Genomic DNA, 25,215 nt, shown 5'->3' on the forward strand with positions numbered 1-25,215 from the left:
CGTTGAAAAGGCCTTCGGAATGCTCATTTACCATTCGTAAACTCCGCTTCCTCAGGCCTTTTCGCCTTGTTTGTCTCTAGCTCGCTAGGTCGTGAAACAGGTTCTCTGACGAAAACGCCGGCAAGGATGCCGGCGTCGGTCAAATTTTAACCAATTAGCGAGGCGCCGAACAGTGGCGCCTTGAGATCAGTGCGCCAAATCGTGCTGGCTGCCGCCGCGGCAGGTGGGCGAATCCGGCGCCTGGCCCCGGGCGGCCCATTCTTCCGGGGTGTAGGTGTGCAATGCCAGGGCGTGGAACTGGCCCATGAGCTCACCGAGGGTGCCATAGACCTTCTGGTGCCGCTTCACCGCATTGAGCCCGGCGAAGTGCGCGCTGACCACCACCGCCTTGTAGTGGGTCTCCTGGCCACGGCTGTGCATGTGGCTCTCGTCCGCTACCTCCAGGTGCTCGGGTTGCAACAGGCCCAGGCTGGACTGGATACGTTCGCGCATGCTCATGGGGTTACCTCGACTGTGAGAACCATCATTCTAACGGGCTCGCGCCCAGGTCGGAATCGCCCCGTCGGCCAGGAAACGACGAAGCCCGGAACGGGTCCGGGCTTCGCGGGAGAGGTGGGCTCAGCGCTTGGCAGGCGGAGCGCCGTTGGCGGCACCCGCCGGCGGCTTGACCCCCAGCTCCTTGTCCATCTCGGCGAGGATACCGTTGACCTTGGGTACCGCCTGCTCCAGCTTGGCCTGGGTCAGCTCGGCGGACTGGGCCGACAGCCGCGGCATGGTGGCCAGCATTTTCTTGCCCAGGTCGGACTGGTAGAACTTGATCAGGCCTTCCAGCTCGTCTTCGGTGAAGGTGTCGGTGTACAGCTTGACCATGTCGGGCTTGATCTTGTCCCAGCCGATGGTGCTGTCCAGCGCCTGGTTGGCGCGGGCGGTGTAGCTTTCCAGCACGGCCTTCTTGCCGGGCGCCTTGGCCTGTTCGAAGTGCTGGGCGAACAGCTGTTGCACCTGGGCATAGACCGGAGTGGTCAGCTTGTCGGCATTGGCCAGCTTGAGAAAGCGCTCCGCGTCGGCCGCGTGGCTCTTGGCATCGGCCAGGGCGAAGCTGCTGGCGCTGGCGAGCACGACAACGGCGCCAAGCGTACGGAGGGTCTTCTTCATGGGCATCCTTCAGGAGGCTGAAAATGGACCGCGAGTGTGCCACAGGGCGGCTGAACCTGGCCTGAATTTATCGAGGACGACCAGTCAATTGAGAACACTTCCCATTTGGGAACCCTGGCGCTAACCTGCTGCCCAACCTAGTCACACCCATACCTTACGAGCGGAGACCGCCATGAGCCGTACCGAAACCGATAGCATCGGCCCCATCGAAGTGGCCGACGACGTCTACTGGGGTGCCCAGACCCAGAGATCGCTGGAAAACTTCGCCATCGGCACCCAGCACATGCCGCTGGCGGTGGTGCATGCCCTGGCCACGGTGAAGAAGGCAGCGGCGCGGGTGAACCTGAGCCTGGGTGAATTGCCCGAAGACGTCGCCACCCTGATCGAGAAGGCCAGCAGCGAGATTCTCGACGGCTTCCATGACGACCAGTTTCCCCTGGTGGTCTGGCAGACCGGCAGCGGCACCCAGAGCAACATGAACGTCAACGAGGTCATCGCCGGCCGCAGCAACGAACTGGCCGGCAACGGCAAGGGTGGCAAGAAGCCCGTGCATCCCAACGACCACGTCAACCGCGGCCAGAGTTCCAATGACTGTTTCCCCACCGCCATGCACATCGCCACGGCCCTGGCGGTGCATAACGATCTCCTGCCGGCCATCGCCGAGCTGTCCGGCGGCCTGGCGCTGCAATCGGCGCGCTACCAGCACCTGGTCAAGACCGGGCGCACCCACATGATGGATGCCACTCCGGTTACCTTCGGCCAGGAACTGTCGGCCTTCGTCGCCCAGCTGGATCTCGCCGAACGTGCCATCCGCAACGCCCTGCCGGCGGTGATGGAACTGGCCCAGGGCGGTACCGCCGTGGGTACCGGTCTGAACGCACCCAAGGGCTTCGACGAAGCCATCGCCAAGGCGATCGCCGAACTCACCGGCCTGCCCTTCGTCACCGCGCCGAACAAGTTCGCCGCCCTCGCCGGCCACGAGCCGCTGGTGGCCCTGCACGGCGGTTTGAAGACCCTGGCCGTGGCCCTGATGAAGATCGCCAACGACTTGCGCCTGCTGGGTTCCGGTCCACGCGCGGGCTTCGCCGAGGTCAAGCTACCAGCCAACGAACCGGGCAGCTCCATCATGCCGGGCAAGGTCAACCCGACCCAGTGCGAGGCGCTGTCGATGCTGGCCTGCCAGGTGATCGGCAACGACGTCACCGTCGGCTTCGCCGCCAGCCAAGGGCATCTGCAGCTCAACGTCTACAAGCCGGTGATCGCCCACAACGTGCTGGAATCCATCCGCCTACTGGCCGATGGCTGCCGCAACTTCAACACCCATTGCGTCACTGGCATGGAGCCGGACGAGCACAAGATGGCCGAGCACCTGGAGCAGGGGCTGATGCTGGTGACCGCGCTCAATCCACACATCGGCTACGACAAGGCCGCCGAGATCGCCAAGAAGGCCTACGCCGAGAACAAGACCCTGCGCGCCGCCGCGCTGGAACTCGGCCACCTGACCGATGCGCAGTTCGACGAGTGGGTCCGCCCGGAAACCATGCTGGAAGCCGGTGGCCGTGGCTGAAGCCCGCGGCGCCACGCCGCTGGAAGGGGACGGCCGGCGCCTGCTGGTCATCCAGGGCAATCCCAAGCGCACCAGTTTCTGCCAGTCGCTGGCCGACGCCTATGTCCAGGGCGCCCAGGCCAGTGGCCAGGTGGTACGTCAGCTCAAACTGGCCGAGGCCCAGTTCGACCCGGTGCTGCGCGAAGGCTACGATCTCTCGCAGCCGCTGGAGCCGGACTTGCTGGAAGCCCAGCGGCAGATCCACTGGGCCGAGCACCTGGTGTTCATCTATCCGGTCTGGTGGAACGGCCTGCCGGCGCTGCTGGCGGGCTTTCTCGAACGGGTGCTGCAGCCGGGCTTCGCCTTCGCCCAGCGCGACCAGACCTGGGGCGGAGAGCCCCTGCTGGCCGGACGCAGCGCCGAGCTGCTGGTCACCTCCGACACCCCGCCCTCCCCCTGGCAACGCCTGCGCAACCAGGCGCCCCATCGCCAGGGCATCCAGGAGGGTCTCGAAGCCTGCGGCATCCAGGTGCTGCAGGTGCACGAGTACTCGCCGGTACGGGCGGCCGACGAGGAACAGCGGTTGCGCTGGTTGCAGGAGGTGGAGCGGCTGGGGCGGAACGAGTAGGTCCGCTCATACCTTATCGCGGCCATGGGCCGCTCCTACACTGAACCGTAGGAGCAACTGTCTTCGCCTGAGCCACCGAAGATGACATCTGCTCGAAGCGCCCCCTCTCCCTCCGGGAGAGGGTTGGGGAGAGGTCCGCCTTGCAGGAAGCCTCCAGAGGAAAAGGCCGTACCGTTTTCTACGCTACGGATCTCATCTGATCTTTTTATCGCGGCCATGGGCCGCTCCTACAAAAACATTACGCCCTGTAGGAGCGGCCCATGGCCGCGATCATTACCCCCTCGTTGAATCCTTCGGCATAACCAAAGCGCCTTTTATTCTTTCCTGTACGAATCATCCGCCGTCACTATCGACGCTCCCCTTTCGTCCGCGGAGATCCGCCATGACCCGCTATCTCATCCTCCCTGGCTGGCAAGGCTCTGGCCCTGAACATTGGCAGACCCACTGGCAACGCCTGCTGCCGGACGCCCGTCGTGTCGAACAGGACGACTGGCAACGCCCCGATCCGCAACGGTGGGTGGATGCCCTCGACCAGGCCATCGCCAGTTCGCCCTCACCCGTGGTGCTGATCGCCCACAGCCTGGGTTGCGTGACCGTGGCGCGCTGGGCGGCCAGTGCCACGGTGGCGCGGCGGCAGCGGGTGCTGGCGGCGCTGTTGGTCGCCCCGGCCGACGTGGAACGCCAAGGCTGCCCGGCGGAACTGGTAGGGTTCGCCCCCCTGGACCGCCAGCCGCTGCCTTTCCCGTCGCGGGTGGTGACCTCGGACAACGACCACGCCATCAGCCTGTCCCGGGCCGACGCCCTGGCGCGGGACTGGGGCAGTGAGCTGGACGTGCTACCTGGCGCCGGCCATATCAATACCCGCTCCGGGCATCGCCAGTGGGAAGAGGGGCTGGTCCATCTGGCCAAGCTGGGTTCGCATCAGGGCCTGCGGGTCGCCTGAGCACGCCTGGCTGATCAGAAACGCCCCGACACCTGGGTCTGGCCGGCCTTGAGCCAGCCGATACTCTGCAGCACCGGGGCGAGCTCGCTGCCCGATTGAGCGGTGCCCTGTACCTGCCCGCGCCAGTTGGCCAGGCTCAGGCGCAACTCCAGGCGATGCTGCGCAACCTGCTCGAAGACGCCCTGCAACCAGGGTGCCGTCTGGCAATCCACCTGCAGCCGGGCCTCCCCCAAGGCCAATCGCCGCGGCACCAGAACCTGCACCCCAGCACCTTGCCAGCTGCCAGTGGCCGCCTGGCAACGGCGCCAACTGCCCTCCAGGCGCACTGTGCCGACCAGCCGACCAGCGAGCAACGCGCTGCCGGGTGCCTGCAACCAGCGCAGGTCGCCACCGGCGAGCTCGGCCCGCCATTGCCAGGGCCAGCCGCTCAGGGTCAGCCCCCAGGGGGCGGCCTCGGGCTCACCCACCGCGATCTGCAGCCGGCCTGGCCAACGTAGCCGCCACTGCCAGGGCCCGGCCCCGCCGCCCGGCCAATCGAGGCGCTGCATGCCGCCGCCGACCAGCGACCCCTGCAGGCCGACCGGGGTGACCTGGGGCGGTAGCAACCGCGGCAGCCAGTCCGCCGCGGGCCAATAGAGCAGGCAACCCAGGGCGAAGATCAGCAGGGCAAACAGGGTGAACGCCAGGCGCCTGAGCCAGCGGATCATGGCGCCCGCCCCGTCAGGATCGGGAGCACTTCCAGCTCGAAGGCCACGCCGCTTGGCTGGCTGCTGACCTTGAGCGTCCGCGGTAGCCAACCCCGCGTACGCGCCCAGGCCTGCAGCCGTTCGACGGCGCCCACGTCTGCGGCTTCGCCGCGCAGTTGCCAGGCTGGCTCGGCCAGGGTCAGGGCGCTGAAGGTCACCCCGCTCACGGCCCCGCGCCAGTCCGCTTCTTGCAGGGGCTGGGCGACGGGCAGGGCGCGGGCCTGGTCGGCGAGCTGGGACCAGTCCGCCGTGACTGGACGGCTGCCAGGCGTCGGTCGCAGCAGCAGGATGGTGGCCAGCACCAGAATGACCAGGCCGCCGAGGGCCAATCGGCGGCGCTCGGCGGGCAGGCGTTGCCAGTGCTGAAGGAGGGTGGTCATGGTCGCGGCTCCGGGGAGGTGGCCAGGCGCAGGGTCAGGCGGCCGGCCTGCCGTTCCCACTGCAGGGTATCGAATGCCTGGCCAAGTTGGGTGCGTAGGGCCTTGTCCAGGCTGGCCGGTCCGTCCAGCGCCACCCGAATGCCCTGTTCGTCCAGCGACCACTCCACCAGTCGCAGACCCGGCTGGGCGGCCAAGGCGGCCCCGAGGGGACCGCCCAGGCGCTGCCAGAGTCGCCAGCGCTCCTCCAGCTGGCGCTGGGTGCGAGCGGCCAGTTGGAGTTCCCCCGCCGCGCGGCCAGCGTCGAGACGTCCACTGGCCAGCCCCAGACGCTGGGCGACATAGGCCCGGTCCGTCTGGGCCTGGCGCCAGTGCTGGAGCTGTTGCAGCCCCAGATGCACCGCGGCCAGCAGGGCAGCAGCGGCCATGCCGGCCACTAGCGGCCGGGGGAGTCCCAAGGTAGGTCGGGCCCGGCGCCGGCCCTGACGCGGCCAGAGATCCTGGGGCGCGACGCCCTTGGCGGGCCGGGGCCAGAGGTCATCCCGGGTCTCGTTCGAGGCCGGCGTGAGGAGCGCGGCCAGGTCCGGCGGCAGACTGGCTTCGAGGGCGCACGGCCAGGTCAGCCAGAGCTCCCGGTCGTCGACGCGGGTCTTGAATCTCAGGCTGTCGCCCAGGCACAGACCTATCCCGTCCTCGGCAGTCGCCTCGGGCAGCAGCTGGAAATCGACCCAGCAGGCCGCCACCGTCCAGCCGCAGACGGCGCAGCGTTCGCGCCAGGCGTCCAGCAGCGCCCGATCCACGGCCAGCAGGCGCGACCGGCCAGGAGGGCGACCCAGGCAGACCAGGTGCTGGCCGCTGGCGTCCGCCAGCAGGTGGTCTTCCAGCAGCAGCCCCCACTCGTGCGGGCGCAGCCCCTTGGGCGCGGCAACGTCGAACAGGCTGCAGTCTTCGCCGTGCAGCAGCAGGGTCACCGGCTGGGCGCACGCCGGCAGCGCTGCCGTGGATTGGAGCTGGTCGTCCTGGAGGCGCGCGGCCATCAGTGGATTGTCCGGACCGGGCGGACCGGGGCGACGCGTGCGCAGCAGCAGGCGTTCGCCGCTGCGAGCCGGGCTGAGGTCGCGGCGCCAGAGGGGCAGATGGCGACCGAGGGTCAAGGAGGCGTGCATGGCATCAACCTGTCTGAGGCAGGGCGAAGGTGCAGACATAGCCGGCACCCTGGAGGATGAAGGTCAGCCGTATCCCATTGGCGGGTTCGGCCTGGGGCGGATAGGTAAGCCAGCGCCCGCCGCCGTGGAATTCCACTTGCAGGCGTTCGATGCCCGGCTGGTCATGGACCGTTTGCCAGGCGGGAGTGTCCACCGCATCCAGCTCGGCGCTGCGCCAGAGCCGCAGGCGCTCCTGGACGGCGTCCCATTCCAGGCGTTGGCGGCGCAACCGGCCGGCGCCCTGGTCCGCGCCGAGCGGCAAGGCATCCAGGGCGACCCAATCCAGCCGGTGTTCGGCGGGGCGCCAGTCCAGCGGGGCGTTGTGCAGCGGCAGGCGACGCTCCTGTAGCGGGCGCAGCACCAGACCGCCCAGACGCCGGTCCAGCAGGCCGCAGAGATCCAGCACCCGGGCGTTGGTCGACTCCCGGGCGGCCAGGCGACCGCGGGCATCGAGCCAGAGATTGACCAGGCTGCCGAGCAGCACGGCGAGCAGCGCCGTAAGGGCGATGGCCAGCAGCACCTCGATCAGGGTCATGCCCTGCTGGTGCTTCATGGGCGCGCCCCGGCGTAGACCGGCCAGTCGCCCAGGGCGCGGCGGTGGACGGCATCGGCATAGAGCGACAGGCGCTGCGCGCCCAGGGGGCCGCCCTCGCCGTCCAGACGCCAGTAGCAGCGCTCGCCGCCCTGGCTCAGTTCGCCCTGGTCGGCGGTGGGGCCTTCCACCTGCCAGCGGGCGGTGAGTTCGCGGGCGCAGAGCTGGGCCAGCTCGCGGGACTGGGCGACGCCGGCGATGTCCAGCCGCTGGCCGATCACCTGGCTGACGCCCACCGCCATGAAGGCGACGATGGCCAGGGCCACCAGCACCTCTAGCAGGGTGAAGCCGCTCTGCCTCATGGCCGTCCCACCGCGGCGCGACCGCGCGCGTCCACCGTCAGCAGCCACTGCCGCTCTTCCTCGGCGAAGGCCAGGCGCTGAGGGCGGGTATCGCCGTTCGGCCACCAGATCAGCCGCGGCTGCGCACTCACCGGCTCGGCCAATTGCAAACCGCTGGGCCAGCGCCCGTCGGGCAGGTCGGCACTGGCCAGGGGTTGCCAGCGCGGGCCCTGGGCATCGGCCACCAGTTGCAGATAGCGAAAGCCGGTGGCGTCGGCCTGCCAGCCGAGGACGCGGCCGCTACGGCGGGCGGTGTCCCGCGCCAGCTGGAAGTCGGTCGCCAGGCTTTCCAGCCGCCATTGCCCGGCCGGACTGCCGCCGCCCAGGCGCGCCACGCCCACCGCCGTGAGCAGGCCGACGATCAAGAGCACGACCATCAGCTCGAGCAGGGTGAAGCCGGCCTGGTGCCCTGACATGGCGACTCAGAGGGTCCAATTGCCGATGTCGGCATCGCTGCCCTCGCCGCCTTCGCGACCGTCGGCGCCGAGGGTATAGAGATCCACCCGACCGTGCTCACCGGGGATACGGTAGCGATAGGCAGCGCCCCAGGGGTCTTCCGGTAGGCGGCGAATATAGCCGTCGGCGCGATAGTTGCGCGGCTCGGGGGCCTGGGTCGGCTTGCTCACCAGGGCGACCAGGCCCTGCTCGGCGGTGGGATAGCGCAGGTTGTCCAGGCGATACATGTCCAGCGCCTGCTCCAGGCTGGCGAGGTCGGCGCGGGCCTTCTGCTGCATGGCCTTGTCCTGGTTGTCCAGCACATTGGGCGCGACGATGGCCACCAGCAGGCCGATGATGAAGATCACCACCATGATCTCGATGAGGGTGAAGCCGGCCTGGTGGGCGGGTACGGCGTGAGAGCGCATCGCGAAAGTCTCCTTGGGGTGCATCAGAGGTTGAGCGCCTGGTTGAGCTGCATGATGGGCAGCAGGATGGCGAGGACGATGGCCAGTACCACGCCGCCGAGGACGAGGATCAGCACCGGTTCGAACAGCGCCAGCGCCAGGTCCACCTGCTGGTTGAAATCCCGCTCCTGGGCATCGGCGACCCGTTCCAGCATGGCATCGAGGGTGCCGCTGGCCTCGCCGCTGGCGACCATGTTCACCAGCAGGGGCGGAAACACCGCGGTGCGGTCCAGTGCCCGGCCGAGGCCGGTGCCGGCGGTGACCTGCTCGATGGCCGCTTCCAGGGCATCGCGCAGCACCTGGTTGCCCAGGGTGGCGCGACTGACCTGCAGGCCTTCGAGCACCGGGATGCCACTGCCGACCAGGATCGCCAGACTGCGGGTCAGGCGGGCGCTGTCGAGGGTGCGCAGCAACTCGCCCAGACGTGGCAGGCGCAGCAGCTGCCGGTGCCAGCGCCGCCGCCACTCGACCTGGCGCAGCAGGCGCTGGAGACCGACCCCGGTCAGCAGCAGCAGGCCCAGCAACCAGGGACCGAAGACCAGCAGGCCGTCGCTCGCGGCCACCAGCGCGCGGGTGATCCAGGGCAGTTGCAGGCCGCTGTGGATGAATTGCTCGGTGAGCTTGGGCACCACGAAGGTCATCAGGCCGGCCACCACGGCGATGGAGACCAGGGCCAGCGCCAGGGGATAGATGAGCGCGGTGCGTGCCTTGTGGCGCTGGCGCTGCACCCGTTCGAGATAGTCGGCCAGGCGCTCCAGCACCGGCCCCAGGCGCCCGGCCCGCTCGCCGGCGGCCACCAGGGTCAGGTACAGCGGATCGAAGGTACCGGGATGGCGCCCGAGGCTGTCGGCCAGGGTATAGCCCTCGCGCACCTGGCCCAGCAGATCCAGCAGCAGCGCCTTGAGCACCGACTGGCGACTCTGGCGCTCGAGCATCTGCAGCGCCTCGGCCAGGGGAATGGCGGCGCCGACCAGGGTCGCCAGCTGGCGGGTGAAGTCGGTGCGGCTGTTGGCGTCCAGTCGTCCGGCGCGACTGCGCGCGCCCCGCGTCGGACCGGTCGCCTGCACCTGGCGGGGAAAGAGACCGCGCTCGCGCAGCAGTTGGCGGGCATGGCGCTCGCTCTCGGCCTGGATGACATCGCGCTGGCGGCGCCCGTCGCCGTCCAGCGCCAGGTAACGGTAGGCCGGCATCAGCGCAGCGCTCCGCCGCAGGCGTTATTGGTGCACCGCACGCAGCACCTCCGCCAGGCTGGTCTCGCCCGCCGCCAGGCGCTCCAGGGCGCTTTCGGCCAGGGTCGCGCGGCGGCCGTCGAGCAGCCGGGCCATCTCGCCTTCGCCGGCACCGCGATAGATGAGTTCGGCCAGTTCGGCGTCCAGGGCGACGAATTCGTAAAGCCCCAGGCGACCGCGATAGCCGCTGCCGTTGCAGCTCGGGCAACCCTGGGGCTCGCGCAGCCGTTCGAGCCTGGCCAGCCCTGGCAGCAGCGCCCGCTCGGCCGGGCGCAGCGGGCGCCAGGTGGCGCAAGCGCACAGCCGCCGCACCAGCCGCTGGGCCAGCACCCCTTTGAGGCTGGAGGCCAGCAGGAAGGGCTCCACGCCCATGTCGCGCAGGCGGGTGATGGCGCCCAGGGCACTGTTGGTGTGCAGGGTGGAAAGCACCAAGTGCCCGGTGAGACTGGCCTGCACGGCGATGCCAGCGGTCTCCACGTCGCGGATCTCGCCGATCATGATGACGTCCGGGTCCTGGCGCAGGATGGCCCTGAGGCCAGTGGCGAAGGTCAGGCCGGCACGGGGATTGACCGGCGTCTGGCCGATGCCGGGCAAGGCGTATTCCACCGGGTCTTCCACGGTGAGGATGCTGCGGCTGCCTTCGTTGAGCAGGCCCAGGCTGGCATAGAGGGTGGTGGTCTTGCCCGAACCGGTGGGGCCGGTGACCAGCAGGATGCCATTGGGCTGGGCCAGGGCGCCGCGCAGGCCGGCGTCGATGGCTGGCGGCAGGCCGAGGCGCGCCAGCTCCAGCAGGCTGGCCTGCTTGTCGAGGATGCGCATCACCACCCGCTCGCCGTGGACGCCGGGCAGGGTCGAGACGCGGATGTCGACGTCGCGGCCGCTGGCCCTCAGGGTGATGCGGCCGTCCTGGGGCTGGCGCTTCTCGGCGATGTCCAGCCGCGCCATGACCTTGATCCGCGACACCAGCATGGCCGACAGCACCCGCGGCGGGCGCAGCAATTCACGCAGCACCCCATCCACCCGCACCCGAACCACCAGCGCCTGCTCGTAGGTCTCCACGTGCAGGTCCGAGGCGTCCAGGCGCAGGGCCTCGGCGAACAGGGCGTTGATCAGGCGGATCACCGGCGCCTCGCCGGCACTGTCGAGCAGGTCCTCCACCCGCGGCAACTCCTCCATCAGCCCGGCCAGGTCGACGGTCTCGCCGAGGCCTTCCACCAGGGCTTCGGTGCTGGCTTGGCCGGCCTCGTAAAGCGGCCCCAGGCGCTGCTCGAAGACCTCGCGGGGCAGCCAGTCGCAACCCAGCGGCGGACCATGGCGGCGCTGCACCTCTTGCAGCAGCGCCAGGTCGGCATCCGTGCGGCACAGCAGCCGATAGCCATCGGGTCCGGCAGCCAGGGCGATGCCGGCCTGGCGCGCCAGGCGATAGGGCAGATTCGGCGTCATCAGAGGCCGTCCAGGCGCGCCCGCGCCGAGGGGTAGAGACTCTGCAGGGTGGGCGCGCCGCGCGTGCCCGGCGGCGTGGCCGGCAAGGCGGCGGCCGGGGCGGCCGCGCGCATGCCGCGGTACTTGTCTTCGCTGATCTGCTGCACCAGGCCCGGATCACGCAGGATGCGCGGGCGGATGAACACCACCAGGTTCTGCTTGGTGCTGGAGCGGGTGCGCGACTTGAACAGATTGCCCAGCACCGGCACGTCGCCCAAGAGTGGCACCCGCTGGTCGCTGTCGGTGCCCTCGTTGCTGATCAGGCCGCCGAGGACGATGAGGCCATTGTCCTCCACCATCACCGTGGTCTTGATCTCGCGCTTGTTGGTGACCACGTCGCTGGCGCGGACATTGTCGGCCAGGGACGAGACCTCCTGGACGATCTCCATGCGCACGGTGTCGCCTTCGTTGATCTGCGGCTTGAGGCGCAGCTTGACCCCCACCTCGCGGCGCTCGATGGTCTGGTAGGGATTGGCGTTGTTGCTGGTGACCGAACCGGTGACGAAGGGTACCTCCTGACCGACCATGATGGAGGCCTCGGCGTTGTCCAGGGTCAGCAGGGTCGGCGTCGACAGCAGGTTGAAACCGCTCTCGCTACGCATGGCCTGCAGCAGGGTGACGAAGTTCAGCCCGCTGCCGCCGAGGCGGCCGACCCCGGCGGAGATGCCCTGCATGCCCGAGAGCAGACTGCCCAGGGCGGTGGTGTCCTGGTTGGCCGCGGCAGCAGCGATGCCGTTGATGGGTGTGCCATTGGTGAAGTTGACGCTGCCCGCCGGCAGGTTGCCGTTGCGATCGAGGAACAGCCACTGGACACCGAGCTGGTTGGCCTTGGTGTCGGTGATCTCGGCGATGATGGCTTCCACCACCACCTGGGCACGGCGGATGTCCAGCTGCTGGATGATGCGTTTGTAGGCGGCCAACTCCCGTGGCGGACCGATCAGCACGATGGCATTGGTGCCCAGGTCCGCCTCCAGGCGGATGCCGGGTGCCCCTGTCGCCAAGGCCCCGCCACCCGCCTTGGCAGAGGAGATCGCTCCCTCTCCGTCACTCTCCATAGGGGTGGTATTACCGACGGGAGCCGCTGCCACGGGAATCTCCACCCGCGCCTCCTGGGTGACCTCGCCACTCAGGCCGCGCAGCACCTTGACCACCTCGCCGGCCTTGGCGTGGTGCAGGTAGACCACCTCGGTGTCGCTGGCCGCATCGCGGGAGACGTCCAGCTCGGCCACCAGCCGGCGTACCTGGCGGCGGACAGCTTCGTCACCGCGCACCATGAGGGCATTGCTGCGGGCATCGGCCAGCACCTGGACGCCACCACCGGCCTGGCCCCGGCTGGCCAGCAGGCGTTCCACCAGGGGCGCGGTGTCGCGGGCCTGGGCGTGGCGCAGGGCGATCATCTCCACCGGCTCGTCGCGCCCGCGATCCAGCCGCGCCAGCAACTGGCCGATGCGGCTGAGGTTGCTGCGCCAGTCGGTCACCACCAGCAGGTTGCTGGCCGGATAAGGCGTAGCGACCCCGACCCGGGTGTCCATCAAGGGGCGGACGATGCCCAGCAGCTGTTCGAGATTGCCACCGCGCACGGCGAACACCCGGGTCGCCACGGTATCGCCGGCGCCGGGCTTGGCCGGGGCGCCGTCGTCCACCTCCACCGGCAGCGGCTCGGTGCGCGCCGCCTGGTCCGGCAGGATCTTCACGCTGCCGTCGTCCAGCTCCACCGCGGCGTAGCCGTTGGCACGCAGCTGGGCCAGGGCCAGGGCGTAGACGTCATCGGCGGCCAGGGGCTGGGCGCTGCGTACCGTCAGGGTGCCGCGCACCCGCGGGTCGATGACGAAATTGGTGCCGGTGATGCGTCCCACGCTCTCGATGAACAGATCGATCTCGGTGTTCTCGAAATTGACCTCGAAGCGTTGTTCGGCCTGGACGCCGAGCAGCCAGAAGGCGAGGAGCAGGCCGCAATAGCTGCGTTTCTTCACAGGGACAGTCTCACGGGTAGGGCCAGGGCACGGCCCTGACGTTCCAGTTCCAAGGTCAGGGCGCCGGTGGCACGCCAGTGCGGTAGCCGTTGCAGCAGCGCCCGGGTATCGGCGACGGGGACGGCATCCACCCGGCGCAGCACATCGCCGGGCTCCAGGCCCAGGCCGCTGAAGAAGGCCGGCTCGGCGCCGGGCTGCAGGCGGTAACCGGTCAGCTCGCCGTGCTCGCGCACCGGGGTGGCGCGAATGCGTCTGAGCAGGCTGGCCAGGTCACCCTCCTCCGCTGCCAGCGCGGGCGCGGCCTTGACCGTGGTCGACGTGGCCGCACCGCTGGCGGCCAGGCCCACCAGCTCCCGTGGCGCCGGCCAGGACAGCCGCTCTTGGCGATCGCCGCGGCTGAAGACCAGGCCCTGGGCGTCGATGGCGGTCAGCACCAGGCCGGGTGCCAGGCTGTCCCCCTGCACCAGGGAAACCTGCCGCTCGCCGTAGCGCAGCACCACCACGGAGCCATCGATGGGTATCGCCTTGATCGCGCCGACCCACTGGATCGGCAGGTTACTGGGCGCTGCCCGGCTGGTGGCGCGCCAGTGAACGGCCAGTAGATCGGTAGCCGGCACCGGCGCGGTTTGGCTGCTCGGCGCTGGCGGCGCGAGCCAGAGCAGGCGCAGATCGCAGACCACACGCGCCGCCAGCCAGGCGGCGATACCCAGCCAGAGCAGCATGAGTAGCCGCAGGACCAGGGGATGGCTGAGCAGCCGCGCCATCAGGCCAGCCGCCCCAGACGCTGGCGCAGGGCAGCCAGCGGATGCCAACCGGGATGCCCCTCGACGAACTCCAGGCGCGGCACCGGTAGCGGTGGCAGTCCCCAGTCGGCGGACCGGGCGCGCAGATAGGCTTCCAGACGCTGCCAGAGCGCCTCGCCGCTGCCGAGGTCCCGTCCCAGGGCGAAGGTGCGACAGGTGAAGGAACCGCCCAGGGGCGCCTGCAGCGGCCCGATGCGCTGGCCACGGGGCGCGCCGTAGCGGCAACTCCACTGGGCACCGATCAACCGCGGCAGATCCTGGCTGTTGTCCAGCAGCAGGGGTTCGCCGAAACGGTTGTCGGCAGCCTCTTCCAGGAGGTTGCGCAGGCCATCGGCCGAGGTGGGCAACTCCAGTACCGTGGCCTCGTGACCGCCGCAGAGGGCGATCAGGTGTTCGCGGGTGATCCAGTCGCCCCGCCGTAGCGGCAGGTCGTATCTCAACCCGGGCAGCAGCACCGGCTGGGCCTCGCTGCCGCCCAGGGCCGCGGCGATCAGGGCGTCCCAGCTGCCGCCGAGCAGGTCGCGGCGCCAGAGATCCACCGGCGCCCGCGCCAGGCGCTGGTCGAGCCAGCCAGCGTGGGGCGCCCGGGCTGCCGCCAGCTGGCGTTGATGGCGTTCCAGCAGGGCGCGGTCGAGCACGCGCTCGGCCTGCACCGGATGGAAGACGGCGTCCAGGCGCCAGCCGTCGCGACCGCCACGGCAGCGAATCTCGAAGAAGCCGACGCCTCGAGTACCCGGCAAGCAGACTGGCAGCGGGCGACCACTGCCACGCATCACCGGAATCAGCTCCGGCCAGAGATCCTGACCCCGAGCACAGAGCAGCAGGTCCGCCTCTTCCAGCCGCTCGGCCAACCAGAGGCCAGGGCCGGTACCGACATCGGCCAGCACCACCAGCAGATCGGCCTTGGCTCGGGCCTCGGCCAGCACCGGGCGCAACCGGGCATACCAGTCGGCCAGGGGCGCCTGCTGGTCGCTGGCGTAGGGATCGGTGACGCCGACCAGGGCGATGCGCACGCCGTCGCGCTCGACCAGGGTAAAGGGAACGACGCCCAGGGCGGTGCGCTGCTCCTCGGTCAAGGTGGCACCCAGTACCGGGCGCGTGTAGCGGCGATAGAGGGCGGCGCTGCGCTCGGGCCAGAGCAGGCGCTCGTCGCTGCTCACCCGGGCGTCGCTGCCCAGCAGCAGGCTGCCATCGACGCCGGCTTCGCCACGGGTCAGCTGGGTCAGACCGCTGCCGTTCCAGCACTGGCCGTTTTCCAGGGTCAGGCTACGGGTCGCACCCTGGCGGGTGCGCAGTTGTGCCAGCTGGCTGGCCAGCGCGGCATAGCCGCCGTAGCGCTGGCCATCGCCACGCCCGGCATCGAGCAGGGGCGCCAGCGCCGGCGCCAGGCGTGCGGCATCGGCACCGGTACGCCAGGGCGCAGCACCGATGCGCCCGGCCGGGCCGAGGCGCACCCGAGGCACCACCGGCCAGCCGGGCTCGCGGGCATCCAGGGTGTCGGCCACATAGAGCACTTGCAGATCGGCAGCGTCCGAGCGGGTCGAGAAGCCCTGGGCACAGCCGCCCAGCACCGGCACCGTGGCGCCCACAGCGAGCCAACCCAAGACCTGGCGTCGTGCCCAGTTGCCCATCCGATATCTGCCTTGCGCGCTAGAGAGGGCGGCATCCTAGGCGGCAAGAAGCTACAAATTCATGACAAAACAACAAGTTACAAACTGTTACAGCTTGACCGACGGAAACTTAACGCCTGTAACCCTTCCGTCACCGGACCATCACAGAGCCTTCCTAAAGTCGCCGACTCCCGTGATCAACCAAGGAAGCTTTGCGCATGAGCACTTTCACGAGCGACGACCGTAATCGCAACGAAAGCGGCAACGAACCGCTGGACGCCGTCGTCGACCGTTACCTGTCGCGCCGCAGTGTCATGAAAGGAGGTCTGGGCGCCGCCATTGCGCTGATCGCGGGCGGCGGTCTCACCGCCTGCTTCGACGGCGGTGGCGGCTCGGACGACGATCCAGCCCCCAGCCAACCCACCACGCCGCAGCTCAAGCTCGGCTTCGACTCCATCCGTGGCGCCCGGATCGACGCCATCGTCCTGGCCGCCGGCTACAGCGCGCGCACCCTGGCGCCCTGGGGCACCCCGCTGAACAACCTCGCCAATGCCTGGCGCAGCGACGGCAGCAACACCTCCACCGACCAGGCCAACGCCGCCGGCATGCACCATGACGGCATGCACTTCTTCCCGCTGAACGATTCGAGCAGCGACGGCCTGCTGGCCATCAACTACGAATACATCGACCAGAAGGTGCTGCACCCCAACGGCCCGACCACCACCAACGGCAAGCGTCCGGCCGAGGAAGTGCGCAAGGAAATCAACGCCCACGGCGCGGCGGTGATCCGTATCCGCAAGGTCAATGGCATCTGGCAGGTGGTCACCAACGATGCCCTGAACCGTCGCTTCACCAGCGCCACGCCCATGGAGATCGCCGGTCCGTTGCGCGGCAACGCCAACCTGATCACTCCCTACTCCCCCGACGGCACCCGTACCCGCGGCACCAACAACAACTGCGGCAACGGCTTCACCCCCTGGGGTACCTACCTCACTTGCGAGGAAAACTGGCCGGGGATCTTCGTCAACAAGGGCACCCTGCCGGTGGACCAGAGGCGCATCGGCATCACCAACAAGAGCAATTACGGCTGGGAGACGCCAGCCGGAGACGCCAGCGAGGTGGACAACGAATTCCGCCGCTTCGACCTGACCCCCACGGGTGCCAACGCCACCCAGGATTTCCGCAACGAAGCCAGTGGCTACGGCTACATCGTGGAGATCGATCCCTACAACAGCGCCGCGCCGGCCACCAAGCGCACCGCCATGGGCCGCTTCCGCCACGAGGGTTCGGCCTACGGCATCCCGGTCGCCGGCCAGCCGCTGTCGTTCTACATGGGCGACGACTCGCGCAACGAATACATCTACAAGTTCGTCTCCGCCGCGGCCTGGGATCCGGCCGATGCCAACCCGGCCAACCGCCTGGCCACCGGCGCCAAGTACCTGGACAACGGCACCCTCTACGTCGCCCGTTTCGACGACGGCGGCAACGGCAAGTGGCTGCCGCTGACGGTCAACTCGCCGACCAAGGATGGCCGCACCCTGGGCGCCCTCTATGGTGACCTGGCCGGCATCATCCTCAACACCCGCGGCGCCGCCGACGCCGTGGGCGCGACCCCCATGGACCGTCCGGAGTGGACCACGGTCAACCCCTTCACCGGCGAGGTCTACGTCACCCTCACCAACAATTCCGCGCGCACCGCGGCCAACGCCGCCAACCCGCGGGTGCCCAACGTCAACGGCCACATCGTGCGCTGGAAGGACAACGGCAACCAGACCGACTTCACCTGGGACATCTTCGTCTTCGGCTCGGACGCCGGTGCATCGCCCGACATCAACCGCTCCGGCCTGACCGAACTCAACCAGTTCGCCAGTCCCGACGGCCTGGCCTTCGACAGCCGCGGGATCCTCTGGATCGAGACCGACAACAGCGACAACGCCGTGGCCGACTATACCAACGACCAGCTGCTGGCGGTCATACCCGCCCAGGTGGTGGACGGCAGCGGCAAGCAGATCGCCATCTCGGCCACCAACCAGACTGCGCTGCGCCGCTTCCTGGTCGGTCCCAACGGCTGCGAGATCACCGGCATCACCTGGACCCCGGACCTGACGACCATGTTCATCAACGTCCAGCACCCGGACAACTGGCCCTTCAGCGAAGTCGCCACCGAGGCCACCCCGACTGGCACCAAGGTCCGGCCGCGGGCCTCCACTGTGGTGATCCAGAAGCTCGACGGCGGCCAGATCGGCGTCTGATCGAGCCAGGCATAACCAGGCTCCCCGGTCGGGCACGACCGCGGGAGCTTTTTGCTTTCCCGCAAGATAGCTCCACGACCACCGACCCCACGCGGAAAAGGCTGCGCCGTTTTCCGCCCTACACCAGACGCTCGTCCGTAGCGTGGAAAACCGCGCCAGCGTTTTCCACTGATGCCCAGCCATCGCGGCCATCGCGGTCCGCCGACGCGGACGCTCCTACGATTACGGCAGAGTCTGTAGGAGCGGCCCATGGCCGCGATCAGCAAAACGCCAGAGTCCAGTAGGAAAGGCCGCAGCGACAGACCGCCATGCCCGCGATAAACCTCACCCTACTGCAACACCTCCGCCCCACCGGGCCCCGGCACCCACAGCGTGGTGTCCCGCGTCGCCAACAGCCGTACCCGCTGCGCCGGCACCGCCGCGTGCCAACGACTCACGCCTTGGGCGGACAATTGCCTTACCTGACGAAAGACCTGGCCATCACGCCTTACCTCCACCCCGAGCAGAAAGTCACCACTGTTGAGGATCAGCCGCCGGGTCAGCAGGGCGAAGGTCTCCTCCCCTACCCCGGGCAGCGCCTCGCGCAGGCCCTCGACGGTGGCATAGCCCTGGGCGGGCCGCGCCGTGATCAAGAGTTGCAGCGTCTCCCGCGGCACCTCGCCGAGGAAGAGCGCCTCCAGCAGCGGCAACTGCGCCAGGCCCAGGGCATTGGCGTTGAGGCGCCAGCCACCGGTTTCCGGCAGCGCACAGAGTTCGCGTAATTGCAGATGCCGACCAGGGCGCGCCGGCACGATCCGGTCCAGTTCGCCCACCTCGGCCAACGGCAGATTGGGCACCAGCAGCGGCGGGGCCAGGCGCAGGGCGTCGGGCGTTTCCAGACCGAATTCGCGGGTCTCGCCATCGGCGTCGACCCAATCAGCGAGGCGTTCGGCGAACCCCTGGGCCGTCAGCCCCGGTTCGGCCAGGCCACCAGGGCGCTGCTCCAACAGGAACTTCAGCTGCCGCAGCGCCAGGTCACGCTCCGGTCCGGCCAGGGCATTGACGTTGAAACAGCCATGCAGGTCGCGCAGCTGGGCGCGGACCTCGGCCCCTTCCACCTGGTAGGCCAGCACCTCGCCCCTCAGGCTGCGCCAGAACTCCGGCCGTTGCCGCGCCCCAGCCTGCACCAGCCCCTGCGTGACCACCTGCTCGGCTCCGGCCGCCAGCGCCCGCGCCAGGGTCTCGTGCTCCAGCAACCGCGCCCGCTGCAACTCGGCGCGGCCCTCGGCCAGCAGTACCGGCAACAGCGCCGCCACCAAGGCCAGCGCCCAGAGCGCCATGAGCAGTGCCACGCCTCTTTGTCGCCGCACCCGCATTCCCCCAGGCAAAAGCGGCATTGGAACCGACGCAGGTTGCAGAATCGTGGCAGGAATGCGCCAGGGCGGCGCTCAGGCCAGGCTGATCCACTGGCGACACCCGATCCCCCATGAAAAAACCCGCCACCAGGGCGGGGTTTTTCAACACGACGGCAGCATCACAGCTTGGCGATGGACACCTCGGTGGACTTGACGAAGGCGATCACCTCGCTGCCCACCTTGAGCTCCAGCTCCTTGACCGAGCGGGTGGTGATGACGGAGGTGACGATGCCGGCAGCGGTCTGGACGTCGATCTCGGAGAGCACCGAGCCTTCGATGATTTCCTTGATGGTGCCCTTGAACTGGTTGCGAACGTTGATGGCCTTGATGGTCATGGCAGAACTCCTCGGATGAACGATCAATAGGCCCAGCGCAGTTGCGTGGGCAGGGGTTGCACGATTTCGGGTAGATCGGGGTTGAGCGGCTGCTGGAGCACCCGCGCCAGCACCTCGGCTTCCAGACGGGCCAGCTGGGCGTCGCCCGCGGCGCGCGGGCGTGCCAGGTTTACGTCGAGATCCAGGCCGACGTGGCCGTCTTCGATGAGCACCACGCGGTCGGCCAGGGCCACCGCCTCGCCCACGTCGTGGGTGACCAGCAGCACGGTGAAACCATGGCGCTGCCAGAGGCCTTCGATGAGTTGCTGCATCTCGATGCGGGTCAGGGCGTCCAGGGCGCCCAGCGGCTCGTCGAGCAGCAGCAGGCGCGGCTGGTGGATCAGGGCGCGGGCCAGGGCCACGCGCTGCTTCTGGCCACCGGAGAGCGCCGAGGGCCATTCCTGGGCGCGATCGGCCAGGCCGACCGCCTCCAGGGCTTCCAGCGCCTTGGGCTTCCAGTCACCCTTGAGGCCCAGGCCGACGTTGTCGATGATGCGTTTCCACGGCAGCAGGCGCGCGTCCTGGAACATCAGCCGGGTGTCTTCGCGGTGCTGCGCCAGGGGTTCGTCTTGGCCGAGCAGGTTGCCACCGCTGGCCTTGTCGAGACCGGCCACCAGGCGCAGCAGGGTGCTCTTGCCGCAGCCACTGCGGCCCACTACGGCAACGAACTGGCCGGCCGGGATTTCCAGGTCGATCCCATGCAATACGGTGCGTTCGCCGAACTTTTTCACCACCTGTTGCAGCTTGAGGGCGATGCCCCGCGCCAAGGGCGGGAAGGCTTGGAGATTGGTCATGCGTGGGCCCCTTTCTGATAGGCCGGATGCCAGCGCAGCCAGGCGCGCTCCAGGCCGCGGGCGGCGAGGTCCGCCAGTTTGCCGAGCACCGCGTAGAGCAGGATGGCCAGCACCACGACGTCGGTTTGCAGGAATTCCCGGGCGTTCATCGCCAGGTAGCCAATACCGGAGCTGGCGGAGATGGTCTCGGCGACGATCAGCGTCAGCCACATCAGGCCCAGGGCAAAGCGCACCCCCACCAGGATGGACGGCAGCGCCCCCGGCAGCACCACGTGCCAGAACAGTCGCGCGCCGGAGAGGCCGTAGCTGCGGGCCATCTCCACCAGCGCCGGATCGACGTTGCGGATGCCGTGGTAGGTGTTGAGGTAGATGGGGAAGAATACCCCCAGGGCCACCAGGAACAGCTTGGCCGACTCGTCGATGCCGAACCAGAGGATCACCAGCGGGATCAGCGCCAGGTGCGGCACGTTACGGACCATCTGCAGGGTGCTGTCGAGCAGCCGCTCGCCCCATTTCGACAGGCCGGTAATGAAGCCCAGCGCCAGGCCGATGCTGCCGCCGATGGCGAAGCCGATGCCGGCGCGCCAGCCGCTGATGGCCAGGTGTTGCCACAGCTCGCCGCTCTTGACCAGGCTCCAGCCGGCTTCCAGCACCGCGGCCGGCGACGGCAGGATGCGGCTGGACAGCAAGCCGCTGCTCACCGACAGCTGCCAGGCAAGGATCAGGGCCACCGGGACCACCCAGGGCGCCAGCCGCTGCAATTGGCGTTCGGTCGTACTGCTCATGCCGGCCTCCCTCAGCTCTGCGCCGCTTTCTGCGGCAGGATGTCGTTGGCCACCATCTCGCCGAAGGGACTCACGTAGTTGGCACCTTCCACCTGGGTCGGCCGCTTGACCGGCAGGTGCGGGAACAGCAACTCGGCCACCCGGTAGGACTCTTCCAGGTGCGGATAGCCGGAGAAGATGAAGGTATCGATGCCCAGGGCGGCGTACTCCTTGACCCGCGCGGCCACGGTGGGGCCGTCACCGACCAGGGCGGTCCCGGCGCCGCCACGGACCAGGCCGACGCCGGCCCAGAGGTTGGGAGCGATCTCCAGGTTGTCGCGGCGGCCCCCGTGCAGGGCAGCCATGCGCTGCTGGCCGACCGAATCGAAGCGGGCGAAGGCAGCCTGGGCCTTCTCGATGGTGGCGTCGTCCAGGTTGGCGATCAGCCGGTCGGCGGCCTTCCAGGCTTCCTCGTTGGTCTCGCGGACGATCACGTGCAGGCGGATGCCGAAGCGCACGGTGCGCCCCAGGGCGTCCGCCTTGGCCTTGACCGTCTCGATCTTCTCGCGCACCGCGTCGAGCGGCTCGCCCCAGGTCAGATAGAGTTCCACCTGCTCGGCGGCGAGGTCCTGAGCGGCCTCGGAGGAACCGCCGAAATACAGGGGCGGACGGGGCTGCTGCAGCGGCGGATAGAGCAGCTTGGCGCCCTTCACCTGGATGTGCTTGCCCTCGTAGTCCACCTTTTCGCCTTCCAGCACCCGGCGCCAGATACGGGTGAATTCCACCGAGGCTTCGTACCTTTCGCTGTGGGATAGGTGCAGGCCGTCACCGGCCAGTTCGTCCGGATCGCCACCGGTGACCAGGTTGAACAGCGCCCGGCCGCCGGAGAGGCGATCCAGGGTCGCCGCCTGCCGCGCCGCCACCGTGGGCGAAATGATCCCGGGGCGCAGGGCCACCAGGAACTTGAGCTTCTGGGTGACCGGGATCAGCGAGGCGGCCACCAGCCAGGAATCCTCGCAGCTGCGGCCGGTGGGGATCAGCACCCCGCCGAAGCCCAGGCGGTCGGCGGCCTGGGCGATCTGGGTCAGGTAGCCGTGGTCGACCGCGCGGGCGCCGTCGGCAGTGCCGAGGTAATGGCCATCGCCGTGGGTCGGCAGGAACCAGAAGATGTCGAGACTCATGGGACGTTCTCCAGAAGGCGGAATCAGGGTTTGGCGGCGGCGGTCTGCAGACTGGCGGGCGGGGTCCACACCACGTCGCGGATGACCAGCGGCTTGGGAATCAACTTGAGGGCGGTGAAGGCGTCGGCGATCTTCTGCTGCTGCGCGGCCACCTCGGGGGTGACGAAGCGCGCGCCGTAGCCCTGGCGCTTGACCACGGTCAGGGCGGTATCCAGCGGCAAGTTGAGCAGCGGTGCCACCTGGGCGGCGACCTGGTCCGGGTGGGCCTTGGCCCACTCGCCCACCGAACGCACCTCGTCGACGATGGCGCCGACCTGCTCGGGATGGGCCTTGGCGAAACTGCGGGTGGCCAGGTAGAACTGGTGGTTGTCGGCCAGGCCGGTGGCATCCGTCAGGGTGCGCGCCTGTAGCTGGGTCTCGGCGGCGGCCTGGTAGGGGTCCCAGATCAGCCAGGCGTCCACCGCGCCGCGCTCGAAGGCAGCGCGGGCGTCAGCCGGTGGCAGGTAGACCGGCTGGATGTCCTTGTAGTCGATGCCCGCCTTGGCCAGCGCCTGCACCAGCAGGTAGTGGACGTTGGAGCCCTTGTTCAGGGCGATCTTCTTGCCCTTGAGCTCAGCCAGGGAATGGATCGGCGAATCCTTGGGCACCAGGATGGCTTCGCTGGTCGGCGCCGGCGGTTCGTTGGCCACATAGACCAGATCCGCACCGGCCGCCTGGGCGAACACCGGCGGCGTCTCGCCGGTCACGCCGAAGTCGATGCTGCCGACGTTGAGCCCTTCCAGCAGCTGCGGGCCGCCAGGGAATTCGGTCCACTGCACCTTGACGCCGTCCTTGGCCAGCCGCTGCTCCAAGGTGCCGCGGGCCTTCAGGGTGATCAGGGTGCCGTACTTCTGGTAGCCGATGCGTACCGTCTCTTCCGCCTGGGCCAGGCCGGCAGCCAGGGTCAGCAGGGAAACGGCCAGGATCGAGCGCTTGAACGAGAACTGCATGGCTAACGCTCCGTGTCAGATGCCCCAGCGTGCCTGGCCGATACGATCGGCCAGCAACTCGGGGGTCAGGGACTGGGGACGCCGCGCCAGGGCGGCATGGAATTGGTCGAGGGACTCGTACAGGCGCTGCTCCAGCGAAGGCGCCAGGGCCACGCCGGTCTCGGTGTAGGCCACCTGGCTGTCGTCGGCGAAGACGCCATTGAGGATCTCCTGGGCCTTGAGCGCCGAGAGCACCGGCTTGAGCGCATAGTCGATGGCCAGCAGGTGGCCGCTGGAACCGGCCGTGGCCAGCGGCAGCACCACCTTGTGGGTCAGGGCCCGCTCGGGCAGCAGGTCCAGCAGGGTCTTGAGGGCACCGGCCAGGGAGGCCTTGTACACGGGGGTGGCGATCACCAGGCCATCGGCGGCCTGCAACTGGGCGATCAGCTCCACCACCGGCGGGCTGTCGAAACGCGCACCGATCAGGTCAGCGGCGGGAAAGTCCTGGATCCGCCAGCACGACAGCTCCACGCCCCGCGCCTGCAGCCAGTTCGCGGCCAGATCCAGCACGCCGCTGGAGCGCGACCGCGCTGCCGGACTACCCGCCAAAGTCACCACCTGCATCGCCGCCTCCGGAAGAAAAAAGAGCGGTGTCGCGCCGCTCGAAAAGGAATGAGCGGACCTTAGCAGTGGGTGTTTATTCCCTAAAAATACCTTTTAGGCACTTGTTTATAACCAGAAAAACAAAACCCCGACCTGGGCCGGGGTTTCTTGTCACGGAAGATTTCAGCGATTGGGCTGCGGCGTCAGGCGCAGATAGGGTTTGACGGCGGTGTAGCCCTTGGGAAAGCGCCGCTTGATCTCTTCCTCGTCCTTGAGCGAAGGCACGATGACCACGTCGTCGCCATCCTTCCAGTTACCAGGGGTGGCCACCTTGTGGTTGTCGGTGAGCTGCAGGGAGTCGATCACCCGCAGGATCTCGTCGAAATTGCGCCCGGTGCTGGCGGGATAGGTGATGGACAGCCGTACCTTCTTCTGCGGATCGATGACGAACAGCGAGCGTACCGTCAGGGTGTCGTTGGCGTTGGGATGGATCATGTCGTAGAGGGTAGCGACGCTGCGGTCGGCATCGGCCAGGATGGGAAAGCCCACGGCAGTGGCCTGGGTTTCCTCGATGTCCTTGATCCAGCCCTGGTGCGATTCCAGGCCGTCCACCGACAGGGCGATCACCTTGACGTTGCGCTTGGCGAATTCATCCTTGAGCTTGGCGGTCAGCCCCAACTCGGTCGTGCACACCGGGGTGAAGTCGGCCGGATGGGAAAAGAGCACGCCCCAGCTGTCGCCCAGCCACTCGTGGAAGTGGATGCGGCCCAGGCTGGAATCCTGTTCGAAATCGGGGGCGATATCGCCCAGACGGATACTCATTGGCAGTTCTCCTGATGCAGGTAGGGATGAAGGCACTATGCCGCTCTGTACCGACGGCGGGAAAGATCGGATCGCGCTGTGGTTATAACGCGAAAGGCGCGGTCGACAGGGCCATCCCGTCGAATCGGCCAGGCGAAAATCGAGAAGCCAGTCACATCTCAACAGGGCGCTCCCCACCCAAGCGCAACGGCGGCTAGGGTGCTAGACAGGGAAACGATAAATCACTCCGTTCGGGCAACCCAAGGCTCCCGGCATGGTCTGTTGGCAAGACGAGGAGGAAACGTTCATGTTCGGCAAACGCAGTGATGACCCCGGGGCCAGCACCCACTTTCGTAGCGAGCGCGTCAGCGTGGTCAACGGTCAGTTCTTCTTCACCACCCGTGAAGGTACCTTGGAAGGCCCGTTCTTCAGCCGCGAGGAAGCCCTGAACCAGATCGACCGCTATCTGGAACGTCTGCAAACCGCCGAGGACCTGTTGCGCCAATCCGTCAGCAACGTCTGACCGACTGCGTCCTATCCTTTAGACTGCGC

27 protein-coding genes are annotated in these 25,215 nt (G+C 68.5%); 5 read left to right on the forward strand and 22 right to left on the reverse strand.

Annotated elements, in window-relative coordinates; genetic code table 11:
* Window positions 1-186 precede the first annotated feature (186 nt).
* On the reverse strand, window positions 187-498 hold the full coding sequence (locus RND78_RS20230) for a BolA family protein (RefSeq protein ID WP_312731667.1): 312 nt from the start codon (window positions 496-498) through the stop codon (window positions 187-189).
* 120 nt (window positions 499-618) lie between these two features.
* Window positions 619-1,155, reverse strand: coding sequence for a DUF2059 domain-containing protein (locus tag RND78_RS20235; RefSeq protein ID WP_312731668.1), 537 nt, complete (start codon window positions 1,153-1,155; stop codon window positions 619-621).
* Window positions 1,156-1,327: 172 nt separating this feature from the next.
* Between RND78_RS20235 and RND78_RS20240 the strand changes: the two genes are divergently transcribed.
* The 3 genes from RND78_RS20240 (at window position 1,328) to RND78_RS20250 (ending at window position 4,272) form a co-directional block, all read left to right on the forward strand.
* Window positions 1,328-2,722, forward strand: coding sequence for a class II fumarate hydratase (locus RND78_RS20240; protein ID WP_312731670.1), 1,395 nt, complete (start codon window positions 1,328-1,330; stop codon window positions 2,720-2,722).
* Window positions 2,709-3,329, forward strand: coding sequence for an NAD(P)H-dependent oxidoreductase (locus tag RND78_RS20245; protein WP_312731672.1), 621 nt, complete (start codon window positions 2,709-2,711; stop codon window positions 3,327-3,329). The genes RND78_RS20240 and RND78_RS20245 overlap by 14 nt, the downstream gene beginning before the upstream one ends.
* Window positions 3,330-3,711: 382 nt before the next feature.
* Window positions 3,712-4,272 (forward strand): alpha/beta hydrolase, encoded by a 561-nt coding sequence (locus RND78_RS20250; protein WP_312731674.1) that lies wholly within the window; start codon window positions 3,712-3,714, stop codon window positions 4,270-4,272.
* 14 nt (window positions 4,273-4,286) lie between these two features.
* On the opposite strand, the gene RND78_RS20255 is transcribed toward RND78_RS20250, so the two are convergent.
* Genes RND78_RS20255 through RND78_RS20310 form a run of 12 tightly spaced genes read right to left on the reverse strand, consistent with a single transcriptional unit; the run spans window position 4,287 to window position 15,553 of the window.
* Entirely contained in the window at window positions 4,287-4,979 is a 693-nt protein-coding gene (locus RND78_RS20255) for a hypothetical protein (protein WP_312731676.1), read from the reverse strand.
* On the reverse strand, window positions 4,976-5,398 hold the full coding sequence (locus tag RND78_RS20260) for a hypothetical protein (RefSeq protein ID WP_312731678.1): 423 nt from the start codon (window positions 5,396-5,398) through the stop codon (window positions 4,976-4,978). Before RND78_RS20260 ends, RND78_RS20255 begins: the two co-directional genes overlap by 4 nt.
* Window positions 5,395-6,561, reverse strand: coding sequence for a type II secretion system protein GspL (locus RND78_RS20265; protein WP_312731680.1), 1,167 nt, complete (start codon window positions 6,559-6,561; stop codon window positions 5,395-5,397). Before RND78_RS20265 ends, RND78_RS20260 begins: the two co-directional genes overlap by 4 nt.
* A gap of 4 nt (window positions 6,562-6,565) precedes the next feature.
* Window positions 6,566-7,153, reverse strand: a complete 588-nt coding sequence (locus tag RND78_RS20270; RefSeq protein ID WP_312731682.1) for a prepilin-type N-terminal cleavage/methylation domain-containing protein — start codon at window positions 7,151-7,153, stop codon at window positions 6,566-6,568.
* Window positions 7,150-7,494 carry a prepilin-type N-terminal cleavage/methylation domain-containing protein gene (locus RND78_RS20275; RefSeq protein ID WP_312731684.1) on the reverse strand — a complete coding sequence of 115 codons (345 nt, stop codon included), beginning with the start codon at window positions 7,492-7,494 and terminating at the stop codon, window positions 7,150-7,152. Before RND78_RS20275 ends, RND78_RS20270 begins: the two co-directional genes overlap by 4 nt.
* Window positions 7,491-7,949, reverse strand: a complete 459-nt coding sequence (locus tag RND78_RS20280; RefSeq protein WP_312731686.1) for a GspH/FimT family pseudopilin — start codon at window positions 7,947-7,949, stop codon at window positions 7,491-7,493. The genes RND78_RS20275 and RND78_RS20280 overlap by 4 nt, the downstream gene beginning before the upstream one ends.
* 6 nt (window positions 7,950-7,955) lie before the next feature.
* Entirely contained in the window at window positions 7,956-8,396 is a 441-nt protein-coding gene (gene gspG, locus RND78_RS20285; protein ID WP_312731688.1) for a type II secretion system major pseudopilin GspG, read from the reverse strand.
* A 23-nt stretch (window positions 8,397-8,419) separates the two neighbouring features.
* Entirely contained in the window at window positions 8,420-9,625 is a 1,206-nt protein-coding gene (gene gspF / locus RND78_RS20290) for a type II secretion system inner membrane protein GspF (protein WP_312731690.1), read from the reverse strand.
* Between the two features lie 24 nt (window positions 9,626-9,649).
* Window positions 9,650-11,107 carry an ATPase, T2SS/T4P/T4SS family gene (locus tag RND78_RS20295; protein WP_312731692.1) on the reverse strand — a complete coding sequence of 486 codons (1,458 nt, stop codon included), beginning with the start codon at window positions 11,105-11,107 and terminating at the stop codon, window positions 9,650-9,652.
* Complete coding sequence (gene gspD / locus RND78_RS20300; RefSeq protein WP_312731694.1) at window positions 11,107-13,119, reverse strand: type II secretion system secretin GspD; 2,013 nt, start codon at window positions 13,117-13,119, stop codon at window positions 11,107-11,109. Before gspD ends, RND78_RS20295 begins: the two co-directional genes overlap by 1 nt.
* On the reverse strand, window positions 13,116-13,883 hold the full coding sequence (locus tag RND78_RS20305; protein WP_312731696.1) for a hypothetical protein: 768 nt from the start codon (window positions 13,881-13,883) through the stop codon (window positions 13,116-13,118). Before RND78_RS20305 ends, gspD begins: the two co-directional genes overlap by 4 nt.
* Window positions 13,883-15,553, reverse strand: coding sequence for a lipoprotein UxpA (locus RND78_RS20310; RefSeq protein WP_312731698.1), 1,671 nt, complete (start codon window positions 15,551-15,553; stop codon window positions 13,883-13,885). Before RND78_RS20310 ends, RND78_RS20305 begins: the two co-directional genes overlap by 1 nt.
* Window positions 15,554-15,750: 197 nt before the next feature.
* Here RND78_RS20310 and RND78_RS20315 point away from each other — a divergent pair, with 197 nt between their 5' ends.
* Window positions 15,751-17,784 (forward strand): PhoX family phosphatase, encoded by a 2,034-nt coding sequence (locus RND78_RS20315; RefSeq protein ID WP_312731700.1) that lies wholly within the window; start codon window positions 15,751-15,753, stop codon window positions 17,782-17,784.
* A 329-nt stretch (window positions 17,785-18,113) separates the two neighbouring features.
* Here the strand turns inward: RND78_RS20315 and gspK are convergent, their stop codons facing one another.
* The 8 genes from gspK to RND78_RS20355 form a co-directional block, all read right to left on the reverse strand.
* On the reverse strand, window positions 18,114-19,115 hold the full coding sequence (gspK, locus tag RND78_RS20320) for a type II secretion system minor pseudopilin GspK (RefSeq protein WP_312731701.1): 1,002 nt from the start codon (window positions 19,113-19,115) through the stop codon (window positions 18,114-18,116).
* A 182-nt stretch (window positions 19,116-19,297) separates the two neighbouring features.
* Window positions 19,298-19,513 (reverse strand): molybdopterin-binding protein, encoded by a 216-nt coding sequence (locus RND78_RS20325; protein ID WP_059230179.1) that lies wholly within the window; start codon window positions 19,511-19,513, stop codon window positions 19,298-19,300.
* Window positions 19,514-19,536: 23 nt separating this feature from the next.
* The gene (ssuB, locus tag RND78_RS20330; RefSeq protein ID WP_145009657.1) at window positions 19,537-20,346 is read right to left on the reverse strand and encodes an aliphatic sulfonates ABC transporter ATP-binding protein; all 810 of its coding nucleotides are present in this window, start codon (window positions 20,344-20,346) and stop codon (window positions 19,537-19,539) included.
* Window positions 20,343-21,131 (reverse strand): aliphatic sulfonate ABC transporter permease SsuC, encoded by a 789-nt coding sequence (gene ssuC / locus RND78_RS20335; RefSeq protein ID WP_145009660.1) that lies wholly within the window; start codon window positions 21,129-21,131, stop codon window positions 20,343-20,345. Before ssuC ends, ssuB begins: the two co-directional genes overlap by 4 nt.
* An 11-nt stretch (window positions 21,132-21,142) precedes the next feature.
* Window positions 21,143-22,291: an FMNH2-dependent alkanesulfonate monooxygenase gene (gene ssuD, locus RND78_RS20340; RefSeq protein ID WP_312731707.1), complete on the reverse strand. Its 1,149-nt coding sequence runs from the start codon at window positions 22,289-22,291 to the stop codon at window positions 21,143-21,145.
* 23 nt (window positions 22,292-22,314) lie between these two features.
* The gene (locus RND78_RS20345) at window positions 22,315-23,280 is read right to left on the reverse strand and encodes a sulfonate ABC transporter substrate-binding protein (RefSeq protein ID WP_312731709.1); all 966 of its coding nucleotides are present in this window, start codon (window positions 23,278-23,280) and stop codon (window positions 22,315-22,317) included.
* A gap of 15 nt (window positions 23,281-23,295) precedes the next feature.
* Window positions 23,296-23,883 (reverse strand): NADPH-dependent FMN reductase, encoded by a 588-nt coding sequence (ssuE, locus tag RND78_RS20350; protein ID WP_312731710.1) that lies wholly within the window; start codon window positions 23,881-23,883, stop codon window positions 23,296-23,298.
* A 162-nt stretch (window positions 23,884-24,045) separates the two neighbouring features.
* On the reverse strand, window positions 24,046-24,684 hold the full coding sequence (locus RND78_RS20355; RefSeq protein WP_312731711.1) for a peroxiredoxin: 639 nt from the start codon (window positions 24,682-24,684) through the stop codon (window positions 24,046-24,048).
* 286 nt (window positions 24,685-24,970) lie between these two features.
* Between RND78_RS20355 and RND78_RS20360 the strand changes: the two genes are divergently transcribed.
* Window positions 24,971-25,186: a DUF6316 family protein gene (locus RND78_RS20360; protein WP_312731712.1), complete on the forward strand. Its 216-nt coding sequence runs from the start codon at window positions 24,971-24,973 to the stop codon at window positions 25,184-25,186.
* The last annotated feature ends 29 nt before the right edge of the window (window positions 25,187-25,215 follow it).

The organism is Pseudomonas oryzihabitans, assembly GCF_032027545.1.
GTDB classification, from domain to species: domain Bacteria; phylum Pseudomonadota; class Gammaproteobacteria; order Pseudomonadales; family Pseudomonadaceae; genus Chryseomonas; species Chryseomonas oryzihabitans_F.

Bases quoted from the DNA above. Each gene is read 5' to 3' on its own strand.
- RND78_RS20230 (WP_312731667.1), bottom strand. From the start codon at position 498: ATGAGCATGCGCGAACGTATCCAGTCCAGCCTGGGCCTGTTGCAACCC.
- RND78_RS20235 (WP_312731668.1), bottom strand. From the start codon at position 1,155: ATGAAGAAGACCCTCCGTACGCTTGGCGCCGTTGTCGTGCTCGCCAGC.
- RND78_RS20240 (WP_312731670.1), top strand. From the start codon at position 1,328: ATGAGCCGTACCGAAACCGATAGCATCGGCCCCATCGAAGTGGCCGAC.
- RND78_RS20250 (WP_312731674.1), top strand. From the start codon at position 3,712: ATGACCCGCTATCTCATCCTCCCTGGCTGGCAAGGCTCTGGCCCTGAA.
- RND78_RS20255 (WP_312731676.1), bottom strand. From the start codon at position 4,979: ATGATCCGCTGGCTCAGGCGCCTGGCGTTCACCCTGTTTGCCCTGCTG.
- RND78_RS20260 (WP_312731678.1), bottom strand. From the start codon at position 5,398: ATGACCACCCTCCTTCAGCACTGGCAACGCCTGCCCGCCGAGCGCCGC.
- RND78_RS20265 (WP_312731680.1), bottom strand. From the start codon at position 6,561: ATGCACGCCTCCTTGACCCTCGGTCGCCATCTGCCCCTCTGGCGCCGC.
- RND78_RS20270 (WP_312731682.1), bottom strand. From the start codon at position 7,153: ATGAAGCACCAGCAGGGCATGACCCTGATCGAGGTGCTGCTGGCCATC.
- RND78_RS20275 (WP_312731684.1), bottom strand. From the start codon at position 7,494: ATGAGGCAGAGCGGCTTCACCCTGCTAGAGGTGCTGGTGGCCCTGGCC.
- RND78_RS20280 (WP_312731686.1), bottom strand. From the start codon at position 7,949: ATGTCAGGGCACCAGGCCGGCTTCACCCTGCTCGAGCTGATGGTCGTG.
- gspG (WP_312731688.1), bottom strand. From the start codon at position 8,396: ATGCGCTCTCACGCCGTACCCGCCCACCAGGCCGGCTTCACCCTCATC.
- gspF (WP_312731690.1), bottom strand. From the start codon at position 9,625: ATGCCGGCCTACCGTTACCTGGCGCTGGACGGCGACGGGCGCCGCCAG.
- RND78_RS20295 (WP_312731692.1), bottom strand. From the start codon at position 11,107: ATGACGCCGAATCTGCCCTATCGCCTGGCGCGCCAGGCCGGCATCGCC.
- RND78_RS20305 (WP_312731696.1), bottom strand. From the start codon at position 13,883: ATGGCGCGGCTGCTCAGCCATCCCCTGGTCCTGCGGCTACTCATGCTG.
- RND78_RS20310 (WP_312731698.1), bottom strand. From the start codon at position 15,553: ATGGGCAACTGGGCACGACGCCAGGTCTTGGGTTGGCTCGCTGTGGGC.
- RND78_RS20315 (WP_312731700.1), top strand. From the start codon at position 15,751: ATGAGCACTTTCACGAGCGACGACCGTAATCGCAACGAAAGCGGCAAC.
- RND78_RS20325 (WP_059230179.1), bottom strand. From the start codon at position 19,513: ATGACCATCAAGGCCATCAACGTTCGCAACCAGTTCAAGGGCACCATC.
- ssuB (WP_145009657.1), bottom strand. From the start codon at position 20,346: ATGACCAATCTCCAAGCCTTCCCGCCCTTGGCGCGGGGCATCGCCCTC.
- ssuC (WP_145009660.1), bottom strand. From the start codon at position 21,131: ATGAGCAGTACGACCGAACGCCAATTGCAGCGGCTGGCGCCCTGGGTG.
- ssuD (WP_312731707.1), bottom strand. From the start codon at position 22,291: ATGAGTCTCGACATCTTCTGGTTCCTGCCGACCCACGGCGATGGCCAT.
- RND78_RS20345 (WP_312731709.1), bottom strand. From the start codon at position 23,280: ATGCAGTTCTCGTTCAAGCGCTCGATCCTGGCCGTTTCCCTGCTGACC.
- ssuE (WP_312731710.1), bottom strand. From the start codon at position 23,883: ATGCAGGTGGTGACTTTGGCGGGTAGTCCGGCAGCGCGGTCGCGCTCC.
- RND78_RS20355 (WP_312731711.1), bottom strand. From the start codon at position 24,684: ATGAGTATCCGTCTGGGCGATATCGCCCCCGATTTCGAACAGGATTCC.
- RND78_RS20360 (WP_312731712.1), top strand. From the start codon at position 24,971: ATGTTCGGCAAACGCAGTGATGACCCCGGGGCCAGCACCCACTTTCGT.